General features: G+C 65.9%; 14 protein-coding genes. 7 read left to right on the top strand and 7 right to left on the bottom strand.

Annotated features, from left to right (window positions below; all coding sequences use genetic code 11):
• The first annotated feature begins 27 nt into the window (after positions 1 to 27).
• Both hemH and AC1Z3O_RS11785 read left to right on the top strand, forming a co-directional pair.
• Complete coding sequence (gene hemH, locus AC1Z3O_RS11790; RefSeq protein ID WP_483515904.1) at positions 28 to 1,143, top strand: ferrochelatase; 1,116 nt, start codon at positions 28 to 30, stop codon at positions 1,141 to 1,143.
• A complete protein-coding gene (locus tag AC1Z3O_RS11785; protein WP_483515903.1) occupies positions 1,140 to 1,535 on the top strand; it encodes an RNA-binding S4 domain-containing protein in 396 nt (131 codons plus the stop codon). The genes hemH and AC1Z3O_RS11785 overlap by 4 nt, the downstream gene beginning before the upstream one ends.
• A 30-nt stretch (positions 1,536 to 1,565) precedes the next feature.
• Here the strand turns inward: AC1Z3O_RS11785 and AC1Z3O_RS11780 are convergent, their stop codons facing one another.
• Positions 1,566 to 1,721 carry a hypothetical protein gene (locus AC1Z3O_RS11780; RefSeq protein ID WP_483515902.1) on the bottom strand — a complete coding sequence of 52 codons (156 nt, stop codon included), beginning with the start codon at positions 1,719 to 1,721 and terminating at the stop codon, positions 1,566 to 1,568.
• 267 nt (positions 1,722 to 1,988) lie between these two features.
• Here AC1Z3O_RS11780 and grpE point away from each other — a divergent pair, with 267 nt between their 5' ends.
• From grpE to AC1Z3O_RS11765, 3 genes are all read left to right on the top strand, one after another.
• Positions 1,989 to 2,537 carry a nucleotide exchange factor GrpE gene (gene grpE / locus AC1Z3O_RS11775; protein WP_483515901.1) on the top strand — a complete coding sequence of 183 codons (549 nt, stop codon included), beginning with the start codon at positions 1,989 to 1,991 and terminating at the stop codon, positions 2,535 to 2,537.
• 279 nt (positions 2,538 to 2,816) lie between these two features.
• Positions 2,817 to 3,707 carry a PEN family class A beta-lactamase, Bcc-type gene (blaPEN-bcc, locus tag AC1Z3O_RS11770; protein ID WP_483515900.1) on the top strand — a complete coding sequence of 297 codons (891 nt, stop codon included), beginning with the start codon at positions 2,817 to 2,819 and terminating at the stop codon, positions 3,705 to 3,707.
• Between the two features lie 57 nt (positions 3,708 to 3,764).
• The gene (locus AC1Z3O_RS11765) at positions 3,765 to 4,202 is read left to right on the top strand and encodes a thioredoxin family protein (RefSeq protein WP_483515899.1); all 438 of its coding nucleotides are present in this window, start codon (positions 3,765 to 3,767) and stop codon (positions 4,200 to 4,202) included.
• A gap of 40 nt (positions 4,203 to 4,242) precedes the next feature.
• Here AC1Z3O_RS11765 and AC1Z3O_RS11760 read toward each other — a convergent pair whose 3' ends face one another.
• Both AC1Z3O_RS11760 and AC1Z3O_RS11755 read right to left on the bottom strand, forming a co-directional pair.
• Entirely contained in the window at positions 4,243 to 5,592 is a 1,350-nt protein-coding gene (locus AC1Z3O_RS11760; protein ID WP_483515898.1) for a phospholipase A, read from the bottom strand.
• A gap of 134 nt (positions 5,593 to 5,726) precedes the next feature.
• The gene (locus AC1Z3O_RS11755; protein WP_483515897.1) at positions 5,727 to 6,158 is read right to left on the bottom strand and encodes a DUF1841 family protein; all 432 of its coding nucleotides are present in this window, start codon (positions 6,156 to 6,158) and stop codon (positions 5,727 to 5,729) included.
• A 157-nt stretch (positions 6,159 to 6,315) separates the two neighbouring features.
• Here AC1Z3O_RS11755 and AC1Z3O_RS11750 point away from each other — a divergent pair, with 157 nt between their 5' ends.
• Positions 6,316 to 7,248 carry a DMT family transporter gene (locus tag AC1Z3O_RS11750; RefSeq protein ID WP_483515896.1) on the top strand — a complete coding sequence of 311 codons (933 nt, stop codon included), beginning with the start codon at positions 6,316 to 6,318 and terminating at the stop codon, positions 7,246 to 7,248.
• An 82-nt stretch (positions 7,249 to 7,330) separates the two neighbouring features.
• Positions 7,331 to 7,918: a malonic semialdehyde reductase gene (locus AC1Z3O_RS11745; protein WP_483515895.1), complete on the top strand. Its 588-nt coding sequence runs from the start codon at positions 7,331 to 7,333 to the stop codon at positions 7,916 to 7,918.
• Positions 7,919 to 8,136: 218 nt separating this feature from the next.
• Here AC1Z3O_RS11745 and AC1Z3O_RS11740 read toward each other — a convergent pair whose 3' ends face one another.
• The 4 genes from AC1Z3O_RS11740 to AC1Z3O_RS11725 all read right to left on the bottom strand — a co-directional run bounded on the left by AC1Z3O_RS11740 (position 8,137) and on the right by AC1Z3O_RS11725 (position 14,168).
• Complete coding sequence (locus AC1Z3O_RS11740) at positions 8,137 to 8,463, bottom strand: hydroxyquinol 1,2-dioxygenase (protein ID WP_483515894.1); 327 nt, start codon at positions 8,461 to 8,463, stop codon at positions 8,137 to 8,139.
• Positions 8,464 to 8,713: 250 nt separating this feature from the next.
• Entirely contained in the window at positions 8,714 to 8,866 is a 153-nt protein-coding gene (locus AC1Z3O_RS11735; RefSeq protein ID WP_483515893.1) for a hypothetical protein, read from the bottom strand.
• A gap of 317 nt (positions 8,867 to 9,183) precedes the next feature.
• Positions 9,184 to 10,944, bottom strand: a complete 1,761-nt coding sequence (locus AC1Z3O_RS11730) for a sigma 54-interacting transcriptional regulator (RefSeq protein WP_483515892.1) — start codon at positions 10,942 to 10,944, stop codon at positions 9,184 to 9,186.
• The gene (locus tag AC1Z3O_RS11725) at positions 10,941 to 14,168 is read right to left on the bottom strand and encodes a PAS domain S-box protein (protein WP_483515891.1); all 3,228 of its coding nucleotides are present in this window, start codon (positions 14,166 to 14,168) and stop codon (positions 10,941 to 10,943) included. The genes AC1Z3O_RS11730 and AC1Z3O_RS11725 overlap by 4 nt, the downstream gene beginning before the upstream one ends.
• Positions 14,169 to 14,183 lie beyond the last annotated feature (15 nt).

Raw genomic sequence — 14,183 nt, 5'->3', positions numbered from 1 at the left:
GCGCCGGCGCGCCATACCGGAAATGAGATGACATTTTCGCCAGAACCGGCCTACCAGCACGGCCAGCCGCCGCGCACCGCGATCCTGCTGATCAACCTGGGCACGCCGGATGCCCCCACGCCCAAGGCGGTGGGGCGCTACCTCAAAGAGTTCTTGTCCGATCCGCGCGTGGTGGAAATCCCGCGCATGGCCTGGCTGCCGATCCTGTACGGCGCGATCCTGCCGCTGCGTTCGCGCGCCTCGGCCATGAAATACGAATCGATCTGGCTGCGCGAGGCGCACATGACCGGCTCGCCCCTGCTGGTGCACAGCGAGCGCCAGGCCCACGGGCTGCAATTGTTGCTGAACCAGCACGGGCACGAGGTGACCGTGGCCTGCGCGATGCGCTACGGCAATCCGTCGATCGCTTCGGTGATGGAGGCGCTGCGGCGCCAGGGTACCGAGCGCCTGCTGGTGCTGCCGATGTATCCGCAGTACTCGGCCAGCACCACCGCGACCGCCTTCGACGAGGTATTCCGCGTGCTGGCGCAGTGGCGCAACCAGCCGGAGCTGCGCCTGGTCAAGCATTTCCACGACCATCCGGCCTATATCGGCGCGCTGCACCAGCAGGTCGGCGCCTACTGGGCCCAGCACGGCACGCCGGATTTCGCGCGCGGCGACAAGCTGATCCTGTCCTTCCACGGACTGCCGCGGCGCATGCTGGAACTGGGCGACCCCTACCACTGTGAATGTCTCAAGACCGGCCGCCTGCTGGGCGAGGCGCTGGGACTGCAGCCGGGGCAGTACCAGGTCACCTTCCAGTCCCGCTTCGGCCGGGCGGAGTGGCTGCAGCCCTATACGGCGCCGACGCTGCGCGAGCTGGGCAAGGTGGGCGCGGGCCGGGTCGACGTGTTCTGTCCGGGTTTTCCGGCGGACTGTATCGAGACGCTGGAGGAAATCGCCATGGAGGGGCAGTCGGAATTTCGCGTCGCGGGCGGCAATGCCTTCCACTTCATTCCCTGCCTGAACGATGCGCCGGCCTGGCTGACCGGCATGGCCGAGATCGGCCTGCAGCACCTGCAGGGCTGGCCACTGCGCGCCCCGCATCCGCACGAACTGGAGGCGCTGCGCACGCGTGCCCAGACCCGGGGAGCGGCGGCATGAACGTGAGCTTCGAGCCGGATGCCCGGCTGCGCATCGACAAATGGCTTTGGTGCGCGCGCTTCTTCAAAACCCGCTCGCTCGCCGCCGAGGCGGTCGAACGCGGGCGGGTGCAGGTCAACGGCCAGGCGTGCAAGAACTCGCGCGAAGTCCGGCCCGGCGACACGGTGGTACTGGAGGCGCACGCCCAGCGCTGGGAAGTGGTGGTGAAAGGTATCGCAGCCGCGCGCGGATCGGCGCCGGTGGCGCAGACGCTTTATGCCGAAACCGAAGAGAGTCAGGCTCGGCGGCGTGCCGAGGCGGAACGCCGCAGGCTGCATAACGAGCCGGCGGCGCAACTGCATGGCCGGCCGACCAAGCGCGACCGGCGGCGCATGGATGGACTCGGCAGTTGAACGGGGCGAACGGGTGCCTGCGGTGGGGGATCAGCGCAGGTAATGAATGATGTAGTGCTTGAAGATGGCCTTGCCGCTGCCGTATTCCGTATCGCGCGGGGTCAGGGCGCCGGACAGGCAGATGAAGGTCGTCATCGCCGACAATACGGCGATCAGGCAGAGCGCGATAACAGGCAGCTTATGCATGGCGAATCCTTCGACATGGACCCGTAGGTGATGCATTCACGCCCCCCGTTATTTTTATCACTTTGTTTAGAGTAATCTTAGTGGGTGCAGTGCAGCATAGCAATAAGCCGGCGCTTGCAATGGACGGCGCTTTGTAACGGTGTATTTCGGTGCCCCGCTGGTTTTACTCTTGAAAATCGATTGCCCGCCACCAGTTGCGGGTTAGACTCGCCGATTGACTCCCAACGGCCGCCTTTTGCGCGGGCCGTGCTTTATTTACGGATCGACATGGAAGAACAGAAGCAGACGCCATCCCCGACGACGCCAGCCGGCGAAGACACGAGCAACGCGGCACCGGCCCAGGCCGAAACCGCTGCCGTGGAGGATGTGGCGGCCCAGATCGCTGCGCTCGAGACCAAGGCGCGCGAGCACTACGACCTGTTCCTGCGCGCCACCGCCGAGGGCGAGAACATTCGCCGCCGCGCCCAGGACGACGTGGCCAAGGCCCACAAGTTCGCGATCGAGAACTTCGCCGACCACCTGCTGCCCGTGATGGACAGCCTGCAGGCGGCGCTGTCCGATGGCTCCGGCGACATTGCCAAGCTGCGCGAGGGCGTGGAACTGACGGCTCGCCAGCTCAGCAACGCCTTCGAGAAGGGCAAGATCCTCGAACTGAATCCGGTGGGCGAGAAGTTCGACCCGCATCGCCACCAGGCAATCTCCATGGTGCCCTCCGAGCAGGAGGCCAATACGGTGGTGGCCGTACTGCAGCGCGGCTACCTGATTGCCGACCGTGTGCTACGCCCGGCACTCGTGACCGTGTCGGCACCGAAGTAAGGCCGTCCGCGGCCAGTCGGCCGTTGTGCCATCCGGCGCAGGATTGCGCCGAACCGCGCCCGGTGCCGACAGGCCCCGGGCGTTTGTTTTTGTGCGCTGGTCCCGCAGCCTGCCGCCCGCCGGATCGCGGCAAGGCGAGGCGGCAGCGCAGGGGGAGGTGACAAGGATCGTTGCTTGTCAGGCAACCGTAAAGTCACGATAGTGCTGTCTCTCCGGCCGGCCGTTTGAATCCGCGTCGGGCATGCCCCGATGCCTTCATTCCACCATGAGACAACCGACATGACTTACTCATCGCAACGTCGAACCCTGTTGCTGGCTGCCGCGACGGCGCCGCTCGTCCTGACTCTCAACGCGTGCGCATCGTCGCAGGCCGCTGCGCCGGACGCGGCTGCCGCGTCGTTCGCCGCGCTCGAGCGCGACGCGGGCGGCCGCCTCGGCGTGTGCGCAATCGACAGCGCGACCGGCCGGCGCCTGCAGCATCGCGCCGACGAGCGCTTCCCGTTCTGCAGCACGTTCAAGGCGATGCTGGGCGCCGCGGTGCTCGCGCAGAGCGTCGAGCGCCCGGCGTTGCTGCAGCAGCGCGTGACGTACCTGCAGGCCGACCTCGTGAACTATTCGCCGGTCTCAGGGAAGCACATCGACACGGGGATGACGGTCGCCGAGCTGTGCGCGGCGGCGATCCAGTACAGCGACAACTCGGCTGCGAACCTGCTGATGAAGCTGATCGGCGGCCCGTCGGCCGTGACCGCGTTCGCGCGTTCGATCGGCGACGACACGTTCCGGCTCGATCGCTGGGAAACCGAGCTGAACACCGCGCTGCCGGGCGATCTGCGCGACACCACGACGCCCGCCGCGATGGCCGCGAGCCTGCAAGTGCTCGCGCTCGGCGACGCGCTGCCCGGCGCGCAGCGTGCGCAGCTCATCGACTGGCTGCGTGGCAACAAGGTGGGCGACAAGCGGATCCGCGCGGGCGTGCCGGCTGGGTGGCAGGTGGGCGACAAGACGGGCACCGGCGACTACGGCACGACGAACGATGCGGGTGTGGTGTGGCCGCCGTCGCGCGCGCCGATCGTGCTGGCCGTCTACTACACGCAGGCGCGCGCCGATGCGAAGGCGAAGGACGGCGTGATCGCGGGGGCGGCCCGCATCACGGCCGCGGCGTTCGGCTGATCCGGGTAGCGGACAAAGCCTTTCGGATCAACGCTTGATTGCGGTATGCGCAGGCCTATGACACACGATTCCAGCCAGACGGCCCATTCGGCCCAGCCCGGCAAGGCGGACCACCCGGACCACCGGGCCTTCGATCTCTTCGCCATGCAGGAGGTGGACGGCAGCACCATCGACGCCGCCATCGCCGGGGCCGGCGACAAACTGGTCTGCGTGTTCTTCTGGGGCGTGGACTGCTTCAACTGCGAGATGGCCAAGCAGGCCATGCTGGCCAATCCGGACCCGCTCCGCGATCTCGGCCTGCACTGGCTGCACGCCAACGTCTACGCGCATCCGGACTTGGGCCGGCGCTTCGGCCTGCATGGGATCCCCGTCTTCATGTTCTTCCAGCATGGCAAGAAGCTCGGGCGGGCCACCGGCTGGCATGGCAACGGCCAGTTTGCCGCCGCTGTCGCCAATGCGCGGCTGAAGGCCGGCGGCAAGCCGCTGGCCGGATGAGTGCGGCGCGCTGCCGCGGCTGTACGGCCGCGGCGGGCAATCAGCGCGACAGCGCGTAGCCGAAACGCAACTGCCAGGGCATCCTGTGGTTGTAATCCAGCAGGTCTTCGCCGTAGCCGATGAAGTACTGCGCCATCAGATAGCCGGCGGTGCCGGGGATCAGGCGCGCCAGCGGATAGGTGGCGCGCGCCTCCAGGCTGCCATAGTCGCTGCGCGTGCCTTTGCGCAGGATGCCGGCGAACTCCCAGCCATCGGGCTTGCCGTAAGCCACGTTCAGGTCGACATAGCCGCGATAGTGGGCGATGTCGGGGTTGTCGCTCTTCTCCAGGTAGAGATAGGCCTTCGGGGCGATGCGCCAGTGCCAGCTGGCCTGGTCGCCCAGGTAGAAAGTCGGCTTCACGAAAACCGTGTTGATGCTGCGCGATTCGGCGCCGTCGCGTCCGTTGGACTCATGCTCCAGGCCTGTCGCCAGCGACAGCCGTGAGAGATGCGGTCCTTTCACGCCTGTGTCTGACAGGTAGTAGAACAGGCTGGGGCGATAGCTGGTGTCGCGGAACGGGGCCGACGGCTTGGACAGGTCCCACAGCGAGGTCTGCGTGTAGGCGAAATACAGGTTGTCGATCAGGCTGCGCGAGGCCGGATCCTTGCCCTCGAAAATGCGGTACTTGAAACTGAGCTGGAATTTCGCGTTGGCGCCATCGTGCGCGCCAATGACGAAATACATCGGCTCGTTGAGGGTCAGCCGGCTGCTTTCGCGCAGGTCGGCTGGCGCCAGTGCCGCTTCGGTCTGGGTCGGCACGGGGGTAGGCTGGGCTGGCACCTTGGTGCCGGCGGCCCCGGCAACTGCGGCGGCTGCGGCGGTTCCTGCGGGAGCTGCGGTGGCAGCAGCCCCGCCGGCGGCGGCCACGGCCGGCGACGCGGCGGGTTCGCCGGGCTGGGTAGCGCGGTTCAGCGTGATCAGCACGGGCGCGGCGTCGATGCCGGCCACATCCAGCCGCACCTGGCCGCGCAGCTCGGGCGGCAGGGTGGTGGCATAGTCGATGGCGCGGATCTCGCCCTTGCGTAGCCGCAGCATGGCCGGCCCTGCGGTGACGCGGTGCAGCGTAAGCGGCTGCGGCGCCAGGAGTTCGGCCGCGGCCGTGACCTGCAGGGTCTGGGGAATCTCGTAGAGACGATTGCCTTGGTCGGCGCTGACCAGCAGCGTCAGGTGGAAAGGCTGAGTGCCGTCTACGACACGCGGTGGCTGAAGCAGGGCGACTGCCGCGCCGCTAGCCAGCGGCCACCCGCCGAGCAGCAGGGCGAACAGGGCGAGCAGGGAGGCTGGCGCGCCACGCGGCAGGGTGGTCCATCGGGATGCCTGCGGAACCTCGAAGCCTGATCTTGGGGTCATCGGTCGCATCCGCCATGCTTGGCCGGAGAGGATGCGCGGCCACGGCGGCAGGTGGTGATGGGCGAAAGCCTAACATGGCCACCCTGCCGGCCCGTGATGGATTTTGCGCTGCGATGGCGCGCCCCCGCCAGGGCTCAGCGGCCGGCGCGGCGCCGGATGCAGTCGACGTAGCGCTCGCCGTCGGGCGGCTGACCGGATCGCTGTGCTTCCCAGAGCATTTCTCCCAGGCACTCCATGATCTGGTGCTGGGCCTCGTGCGGCGAGTCGAGCCGCTGCGAGAGGGTTTCGTAGGCCTGCCGGATGCCGGGGGGCTGGTCGATGGACACCTGTTCGGAGATCGACAGGTGCATGGACAGGTGCAGGAAGGGATTGGTCTTGCCACGCTCCGGCGTGAACTGCTCGGCCAGCGCGCCTTCGGTATCGCCGAGCAGCTCGTGGTACTCGGGGTGCTGCTCGATCCAGTCGACTGCGATGGCTTCCAGCGGGGTCAGGATGTTGCCGTCGGTCTGCTTGCGCCAGGCGTCGCAAAAGAACCGGCGGACTTCTTCTCGGGAGGGATTGAACATGGTGGCGCTATTGTAGACGAGGGTCGCCCGGCGCGCCGCCGCCAAGCGCGCGGCGCACCGGTAGAATGCGGGATCGCGCCCGCGCAGGGCGTGGCCAGGGCTCCGCGGGATGCTGGCTGGTCACGCTCCCCAACCACCTGACACCGCCGCCGCGCCCATGCCTCGTTCCCCTTCTTCTCCGGCCGCGGCCGTGCCCCTGGGCGACAAGCTCGTCGGCGTGTTGCTGATCGCGCTCTCTGCCAGCGCCTTCGGCGCCATGGCCATCTTCGCGCGCTTCGCCTACGCGGCGGGGTCCGATGTCTATGGCCTGCTGGCGGTGCGCTTCAGCCTGGCGGCGGCTGCGTTGATCGTGGTGATGCGCGCGCGCCGCGTGGCGCTGCCGCCCTGGCGGCGCGTGGCGGGACTGGCAGCCATGGGCGGGATCGGCTATGTTGCCCAGTCTTTCTGCTTCTTCACCGCGCTCAACCATGCCCAGGCCAGCCTGGTGGCGCTGCTGCTCTATCTCTATCCGCTGTTCGTCACGCTGCTGGCCGCCGTCTTCCTCAAGGAGCGGCTCAGCACGGCCACCGTGCTGGCCTTGCTGCTGTGTTCTGCCGGCGCCGGGCTGACGGTGGGCGGCGGCCACGGCAGCGCGCTGGGCATCGGGCTGGGGCTGGCGGCGGCCCTGATCTACTCGGTCTACATCGTGGTCGGCGCGCGGCTGACGGCGGGCATCAATCCCCTGGCCACCACCACCGTGGTGTGCACGGCCGCCGCGCTCGTCTATGGCGCGGTGGGCCTGCTGCGCGCCAGTGCCGGCACGCCGCCGCAGTTTCCCGCCGAGGCGGGCGGCTGGCTTGCGCTGCTGGCGATTGCACTGCTGTCGACGGTCCTGGCCATTCTGACTTTCTTCGCCGGACTGCAGCGGCTGGGCGCGGCGCAGGCGTCCATGCTGTCGACGCTCGAGCCGGTGGTCACGGTAGTGCTGGCGGCGCTGGTGCTGGGCGAGGAAGTGGGCTGGACGCAGGCCGCTGGCGGCGCGCTGATCCTGGCTGGCGTGCTGTGGTTGACACGCCGCAATACGGCTGGCGGCGAGGGTCAACAGAATTGAACCCCTTGCTCAAAGCGGCTGTCGTGGCCGCCTGGGGCCTTGGGTACAATGCACGCTTTCCCTTTCCTACAGGAATCAGCGCATGAAGCGGATCGACCAGGGCGCACTGGCCCAACTCTTCACCGACGCCCGCACGCACAACGTGTGGCAGGACCGCAAAGTGGAAGACGCCGTGCTCCACGAGATCTACGAAGCCATGAAGTTCGGCCCGACCGCGGCCAACGGTTCGCCCGCGCGCGTCGTCTTCGTCAAGACCGCCGCCGAGAAGGCGCGCCTGGTCGAGTGCGTGTCGGCCGGCAACGTGGACAAGACCCGCTCGGCTCCCGTCACTGCCATCATCGCCTTCGACAATGCCTTCCACGACCAGCTGCCCAAGCTGTTCCCGCACGCCGATGCGCGCTCCTGGTATGAAGGCCAGCCGGAAAAGATCGCGCGCGACGCGCTGATGAACAGCTCGCTGCAGGGCGGCTACTTCATCCTCGCCGCCCGTGCCATGGGCCTGGACTGCGGCCCGATGGGCGGCTTCGACGCGGCCAAGGTCAATGCAGCCTTCTTCCCGGACGGCAAGTGGTCGGTCAACTTCCTGTGCAACCTCGGCTACGGCGAGGCGGACAAGCTGTTCCCGCGTGGTCCGCGCCTGTCCTTCGACGAAGCCTGCCGCATCGTCTGACGCCTCTGCTCAGGCACCGCAAATGAAAAAGACCCGCCACGAGCGGGTCTTTTTGTATCCGGGCGCGCGACCGGAGCCGCCTGTTCCTGACGACGGAGGTACGGAAGTCGCTGCCCCTGCGCTCACTCGAACCAAGAGCCCGATACTCGCCGGATGTTGAGTTCCGCGACTTTGGGCCCCTGGCTTGGCGTTCCGCGATCAATCAGCCCGGTGCGGCGTCAGGCGTAGGCGCCGTCAAGAAATGGATCCACACGGTGCGCCGGTTCCGACGAAACGCCAGCACGGTCCATACCGGCCAGGGTGCGTGCGCCGTCCGTGTACCGGTCACGCGTATCGCTCACCGAACGGGCACCGTCGGTGTACGGATCACGCGGATCACCCACCGAACGGGCACCGTCGGTGTAGGGATCTCGCGCGCCAGCGACCGAACGGGCACCGTCGGTGTACGGGTCTCGCGCGCCGGACAGTCCGGCCGCATGCGCACCGACGGTAGCGGCGACCAGGGCGGCGGCGAGTACAAGGCGCTTGGCGATGACTGTAGTCATGATCAATTTCCTAGAGAATTCGGGTTGGGTCGTGCCGGCAGGGGAGCGCATGTTTGCGGATTGCTGCCGGCTATGGAACGCATTTAAGTCGACCGATGTATCGCGCCCGTAGCGCGTGGGGCCGATTCAGTCGGATCACGTATCGGTGCGGTGGCGTGATACAAGCGCGTACAAAAATCCTGCGGGACGGGCGGTGCGGCTGTCTCGCCCTTCACATCGCTTTTAGCTGACTGCATGAACGCACCTCGTTCTATTCGCCGTAGAGAACCGCTCTGACCATGATGCCCTCGATGGTTGGCGGCTCGTCCGCAAGGAGCACAGCATCGATCAGTGCAAGGCCTGCGAACGCGAACGGTATGGTAAAAGCGGCGAGTAGAGCCCAATGGCGCAGAGTCGCGTTCATTTCGGATTTCCTTTCAGATATCAGGACGCACACAAGACGCGGCCACAACGCCTTCGGCTTTGCTGTCAACTCGCTGAGGCGCGACTTGTGATCGTTTCTTTAGGCGAAAGCCGTGCCAGGTTCCGGATAGCGGTTCCGGTCGAGGGGCAAGTCCTTGAAAATCCGGTGCTTTTTCGCCAGGGACGTTCAAGCCAAGGCACCGCATGCGCGACGCTCGTGCGTTGGCGCTCACGATATTTCGGGAGCGTCACGAAATATCGTGAGCCTGCGGCCCGGCAGCAGCCTTCGCGCCCCTTCCTCATTCCGAAAAGGGGATATCAGTCCTTGCGGATGATGGCGAGCCGCTTCATGCGCGACTCCAGGGTCGTGGGCCGGAGCCCAAGGAGTTCGGCTGCACCAGCCTTGCCGCTGACACGCCAGTCGGTCTGCTCGAGGACCTTGAGGATATGTGCCCGCTCCGCCTCTTCAAGGGTGACTGTCTGACAGGCCGCAGGCGTTGCGTCCCCGAACCAGTTGCCGAGCGCGAGCTGGCTGCCCCGCGTGAGGATGACCGCGCGCTCGATCACGTGCTGCAACTCCCGCACGTTGCCCGGCCACCGGTAGGCCCGCAGCACGCTTAGCTGCGCGTCTGCAACAGCATCGACGTGTTTTCCGTACTTCGTCGAGTAGTGGCGCACGAAATGCTCGACGAGCGGCCCGACATCTTCGGGCCGCTCGCGCAAGGGCGGCAGTTCGATCGGGAATACGTTGAGGCGGTAGTAGAGGTCCGCGCGAAAGCGGCCCGCCGATGCCTCCGCGGCCAGATTCCGGTTGGTGGCGGCGACGATTCGCACATCCGCCTTTTGCGTGCGAGTGCTACCGAGGCGTTCGAACTCGCCGTCCTGGAGCACGCGCAGCAGCTTCGCCTGCAGGTCCAGCGCCAGCTCGCCCACCTCATCGAGAAACAGCGTGCCATGGTCAGCCAGCTCAAAGCGGCCGGCCTTGCGCGTCAGCGCACCGGTGAATGCGCCTTTCTCGTGGCCGAACAATTCGCTTTCGATAAGGTTGGCCGGCAACGCTGCGCAGTTGAGCTTGACGAGCGGTTTGCCACTGCGCGCGCTTATGCGGTGGATCGCCTGTGCGATCAGGTCCTTGCCTGTGCCGGTTTCGCCCGTCACAAGCACCGAGGCGTCGGTACCAGCCACCTGACGCACCTGCTGCATCACAAGCTGCAGGCCGGCCGTGCCGACCAGGTTCGCGCCCGCCTCGGCTTCGAGCAATTCTTCCTCAAGGTAGCGGTTCAGGCCGCGCAATTGACCCACTTCCGCTTCCGCTTTTCTCCGTTCCTCGATATCGCGCATGAACAGGATGTAGATCGGCTGGTCGTCCGCCTCAGTGCATGACAGGCTCGCTTCGATCAGGAATGGCTCGCCGTCGGCGCGCACGGCGCTAAGCCCGTCCGGAAGCCAGATCGGCGCACGACGTTCACGGCTTTCCATGAAGCCACCGAGCAGTTCGCACAAGGGGGGTGAAAGGAACTGCCTGGATGGCTGCCCCACGGCGGCGCTGGACGGGCAGCGGAACACCCGCTCGGCAGCGCGATTGAACAGTGTGATATGGCCTTCGTGGTCAAGCGCAACGATGGCGTCCGTCGCCGATTCGATGATCCGTGAAAGACGGTCCTCGCTCGCCTGGAGCCGAAGCCTGAGCTGCTGCAACTCCAGATGCGTGCTGACGCGTGCGAGGACTTCCTCATGCTGGAACGGTTTGGTGATGTAATCGACGGCGCCGAGTTCGAAGGCTTTCAGCTTGTCGGCCGTGTCGGCAAGGCCGGTCATGAAGATCACTGGAATATCACGGGTCGCGGGGTTTGCCTTGAGTTGCCGGCAGGTCGCGAAGCCGTCGAGTCCCGGCATCATCACGTCGAGCAGGATCAGTTTCGGACACACATAGTTGACCTGCTCCAGCGCGCTTTCGCCGTCTTCGGCGACGGCAACAGCGAAACCTGCTCCGCTCAGCAGATCGAGCAGCATCGAGAGATTGGCCGGGAAGTCCTCGACGACGAGGATCTGCGGCCTGTCTGTGTCGGCCGGGCTCATGGCGTGCCTGCGAGACTCCTGAGCCATCGGCGAAGCTCCTTCATCTGGTAGGCCTCGCCCAGTGCTCTTACCCTGTCCGCGAATGGCTGGTAGGCCTGGTCTTGGGCTTCCAGTGCATTGGCTTCGCGCATCAGTTGCCTCACGTCGCCGCGCGAAGCCAGGTCAATGAACTTTTGCAGTTGACTGGCGGGCGGCGCCATCAACGGCGAAGGCTGCTCATGCGCGTCGCCCGCATTGTGAGGCGGGGCGCGAACGAGCTTGAGTCCGAGATGCTCGCAAAGCAGCTCCAGCAGCTTGTCCTGCCGGAACGGCTTCGGGATGAACTCGTTGGCCCCCGACGCGATGCAGCGTGCGCGGTCGTGTTCGAATGCGCTTGCCGAGATAGCGAAGATGACAGTGTCCGCGAGATCCGGCATCGCGCGAATCCGTGCAGTCGCGCCGAGGCCATCGAGCCGCGGCATGCGCATGTCCATCAGGATGGCGTCCGGCCTCAGGCTCGTGCCCGCCTGCACTGCCTCGAGACCATCCGCGGCCTCATGCACATCGAAGCCAAGCGGTGCCAGCAAGTCGCGCAGCAGGCTGCGCCCGTCCTCCTCGTCGTCCACGACCAGCACGCGGCGCCTTGCTCCCTCGACACCCGTAACGGGCCAGAAGGTGGGCACGGGCGTCGGCGCAGAAGCCGGACGCAGTGCCAGTTCGAACCAGAAGCGGCTGCCTTCGTGCGGCTTGCTGGCAACCTGCAGTTCGCCCCCCATCAGGTGCACGAGTCGCTTGCTGATGGCAAGCCCGAGCCCTGTACCCTCCACTGTCATGGATGGATCACGCACCTGGTGGAAGACGTCGAAGACCTCGGACAGGTGTTCTGGCCGGATACCGATACCCGTGTCCTCCACGGCAAAGCTGACTGAGCCCTCGCGCATCCCCGTTCTCAGCACGACCTCGCCGTGGCGCGTGTATTTGATCGCGTTATCGAGAAGATTCATCAGCACCTGGCGCAGGCGGCGCTCATCCGCGAAGACCACATCCGGCATGGCGGACCACTGCGCAAATCTGAACGCGAGGCCCTTGGACTGGGCGCGGCTGGACGCGAACTCCACGATGCTGTCCAGCAGCCGGCGCAGATTGAAGTTCTCTGCCACGATGTCCAGTGTGCCCGCTTCGATCTTGGCCATGTCGAGGATCTCGTCGATCAATCCCAGCAGATGCTCTCCGGATTGCTGGATGACGTTGAGCGCCTTGCGTTGCCGCTGCGAGAGTTCCTCCTCGCGCCGCAATAGCTGCGCGTAACCAAGTACGCTGTTAAGCGGCGTGCGCAACTCGTGGCTCATGTTGGCGAGAAATTCCGATTTGGCGCGGCTCGCCTTCTCCGCTGCCTCCTTGGCGTCGCGCAATTCTGCCTGCGTGCGCTTGTACTCCGTGATGTCGCGCACGGTAGCAGTGACGAGTTTGTGGCCGCCCAAGATCGGGGAAAGCGAAACTTCCACCGGGAATTCGGTGCCGTCGGAACGCAAGGCCTGCACCTCGATGCGTTGACCCAGGAGTGGACCCTCGCCGGTCCTGAGATAGCGTGCGAGCCCCTGGCGGTGCGCATCGCGCTTCGAGGGCGGGATGATGAGATCGGCCAGTTCATGCCCGATCACTTGCTCGCGCCGGTAGCCGAATGTCCGCTCGGAGGCAGGATTGAACTCAATGATCTGTCCGTGATGGTCGATGCTGATGATGCAATCCATTGACGCATCGAGGGTGCTCCGCATGCGCGCCTCGCTCTCCCGCAGCGCCGCCTCGGCACGCTTGCGCTCGCTGATGTCGATGATGCTGCCGCGCACCAGCCGTCTTGAGGCATCAGGCAGTCGCACCAGGCGGACTTCGCACGGAAAGAGCGTGCCGGCCCCGTTCACGTGCATCCACTCGAATACGGGCACGCCGCCATCGAGCGCTTCGAGAACCTTCTCGCGCGCCGCCTCGCCTGATAGACGGCCGTCGGGCTGACGCTCGGGGCTCAGCTCGACCGGCCCGAGGCGCAGCAACGTTGCACGATCGTATCCGTAAAGGCGTGCCGCCTGTTCGTTGGCCTCGACAAAGCGCAGCGAGTCGACGTCCAGCAGCGTGATCGCATCGGGCGAATAGGCCAGCATGGTGGACAGGCGCTGTTCGCTCGCCCGCAGCGCCTGCTCGGTGCGCTTGCGTTCGCCGATATCGATAATGCTGCCGCGGACAAGCCTGCGACTTGCGTGAGGCAGCCGAACCAGTCGAATTTCGCAGGGAATCTGGACGCCCGCGGCGTTCTCATGCACCCACTCGAATACGGGAGTGCCGCCGTTGAGTGCGATCTCGAGGTATGCAAGCCTTGCCTCGCTCGACAGGCGGCCATCCGGCTGCCTCTCGGGGCTGAGTCGGGTCGGGTCGATCTGCAGGAGCGCATCGCAGTCACGCCCGAACAGCGACGCGGCCTGATTGTTGACCTGGATGTAGCGGTCGGCGTCAACGTCGAAGACGAGAATGGCATCAGGCGCGTACGCGACGAGTGTGGCGAGGCGTTGCTCGCTTTCGCGCAGCGCTTCTTCAGCGCGTCTGCGTTCGTCGCGCTCGACGGCAAGCGCGATCAGATTGGCGAGCGCGGTACCGAACAGGCGATCTTCGGGCGTCCACGGCGTGGGCGGCCCGACCTGTTCGAGACACAGCACGCCGTCCACGCGGCCGTGCAGGTGAATCGGAACGTCCAGCAAGGCTGTGATGCCAAGTGGCCTCAGGTAGTCGCTGGAGAATTCCTGAACGCGAGGGGCCGTACCCGTATGAACGTCATCCGAGACGGCAACTTCACTCCTTATGTGTGCCTGAAAACAGGCCCGATAGTATTCAGCCTGGAGTTCGCTGCCGTCACTGTGGCTGCTGCGACTACTCTCGTAGAGATCGAGACAGCGAATCGCCGAACGTGTCTCCGTACAGCGCCACAGGCTGACACGTGCCACACCCATCAACCGTGCTGCCGTCTGTGTGATGAACTGCAGCCTCTGCTTGAGACTCTCGCCCTGATGCGCATCCATGCGGGTGAGTGCGGCCAGCGCCGCTTGCTGCTCGAGTAAGCGTTCGCGTCGGCCCGGAAGCGCCGATGGTCGCTCCGACGTCGTCACTTTGGTTACCCTCAGTTCTTGCACAGGGGCTTCGCAGAGGCCGGATTTGAAACGGGGGCTTGTTCGTTCTTTCGTGTGTTGCCAGCCCGTCATGGCGGCCTTTCGGGC

Source organism: Cupriavidus sp. 09_S30 (assembly GCF_056930435.1).
Note: the sequence above shows the minus strand (reverse complement) of the source record. Positions and strands in the feature narration are given on the sequence as shown.

What these genes read in the sequence shown, in the direction of transcription:
- hemH (WP_483515904.1), top strand. Translation starts at nt 28, where the DNA reads ATGACATTTTCGCCAGAACCGGCCTACCAGCACGGCCAGCCGCCGCGC.
- AC1Z3O_RS11785 (WP_483515903.1), top strand. Translation starts at nt 1,140, where the DNA reads ATGAACGTGAGCTTCGAGCCGGATGCCCGGCTGCGCATCGACAAATGG.
- AC1Z3O_RS11780 (WP_483515902.1), bottom strand. Translation starts at nt 1,721, where the DNA reads ATGCATAAGCTGCCTGTTATCGCGCTCTGCCTGATCGCCGTATTGTCG.
- grpE (WP_483515901.1), top strand. Translation starts at nt 1,989, where the DNA reads ATGGAAGAACAGAAGCAGACGCCATCCCCGACGACGCCAGCCGGCGAA.
- blaPEN-bcc (WP_483515900.1), top strand. Translation starts at nt 2,817, where the DNA reads ATGACTTACTCATCGCAACGTCGAACCCTGTTGCTGGCTGCCGCGACG.
- AC1Z3O_RS11765 (WP_483515899.1), top strand. Translation starts at nt 3,765, where the DNA reads ATGACACACGATTCCAGCCAGACGGCCCATTCGGCCCAGCCCGGCAAG.
- AC1Z3O_RS11760 (WP_483515898.1), bottom strand. Translation starts at nt 5,592, where the DNA reads ATGACCCCAAGATCAGGCTTCGAGGTTCCGCAGGCATCCCGATGGACC.
- AC1Z3O_RS11755 (WP_483515897.1), bottom strand. Translation starts at nt 6,158, where the DNA reads ATGTTCAATCCCTCCCGAGAAGAAGTCCGCCGGTTCTTTTGCGACGCC.
- AC1Z3O_RS11750 (WP_483515896.1), top strand. Translation starts at nt 6,316, where the DNA reads ATGCCTCGTTCCCCTTCTTCTCCGGCCGCGGCCGTGCCCCTGGGCGAC.
- AC1Z3O_RS11745 (WP_483515895.1), top strand. Translation starts at nt 7,331, where the DNA reads ATGAAGCGGATCGACCAGGGCGCACTGGCCCAACTCTTCACCGACGCC.
- AC1Z3O_RS11740 (WP_483515894.1), bottom strand. Translation starts at nt 8,463, where the DNA reads ATGACTACAGTCATCGCCAAGCGCCTTGTACTCGCCGCCGCCCTGGTC.
- AC1Z3O_RS11735 (WP_483515893.1), bottom strand. Translation starts at nt 8,866, where the DNA reads ATGAACGCGACTCTGCGCCATTGGGCTCTACTCGCCGCTTTTACCATA.
- AC1Z3O_RS11730 (WP_483515892.1), bottom strand. Translation starts at nt 10,944, where the DNA reads ATGAGCCCGGCCGACACAGACAGGCCGCAGATCCTCGTCGTCGAGGAC.
- AC1Z3O_RS11725 (WP_483515891.1), bottom strand. Translation starts at nt 14,168, where the DNA reads ATGACGGGCTGGCAACACACGAAAGAACGAACAAGCCCCCGTTTCAAA.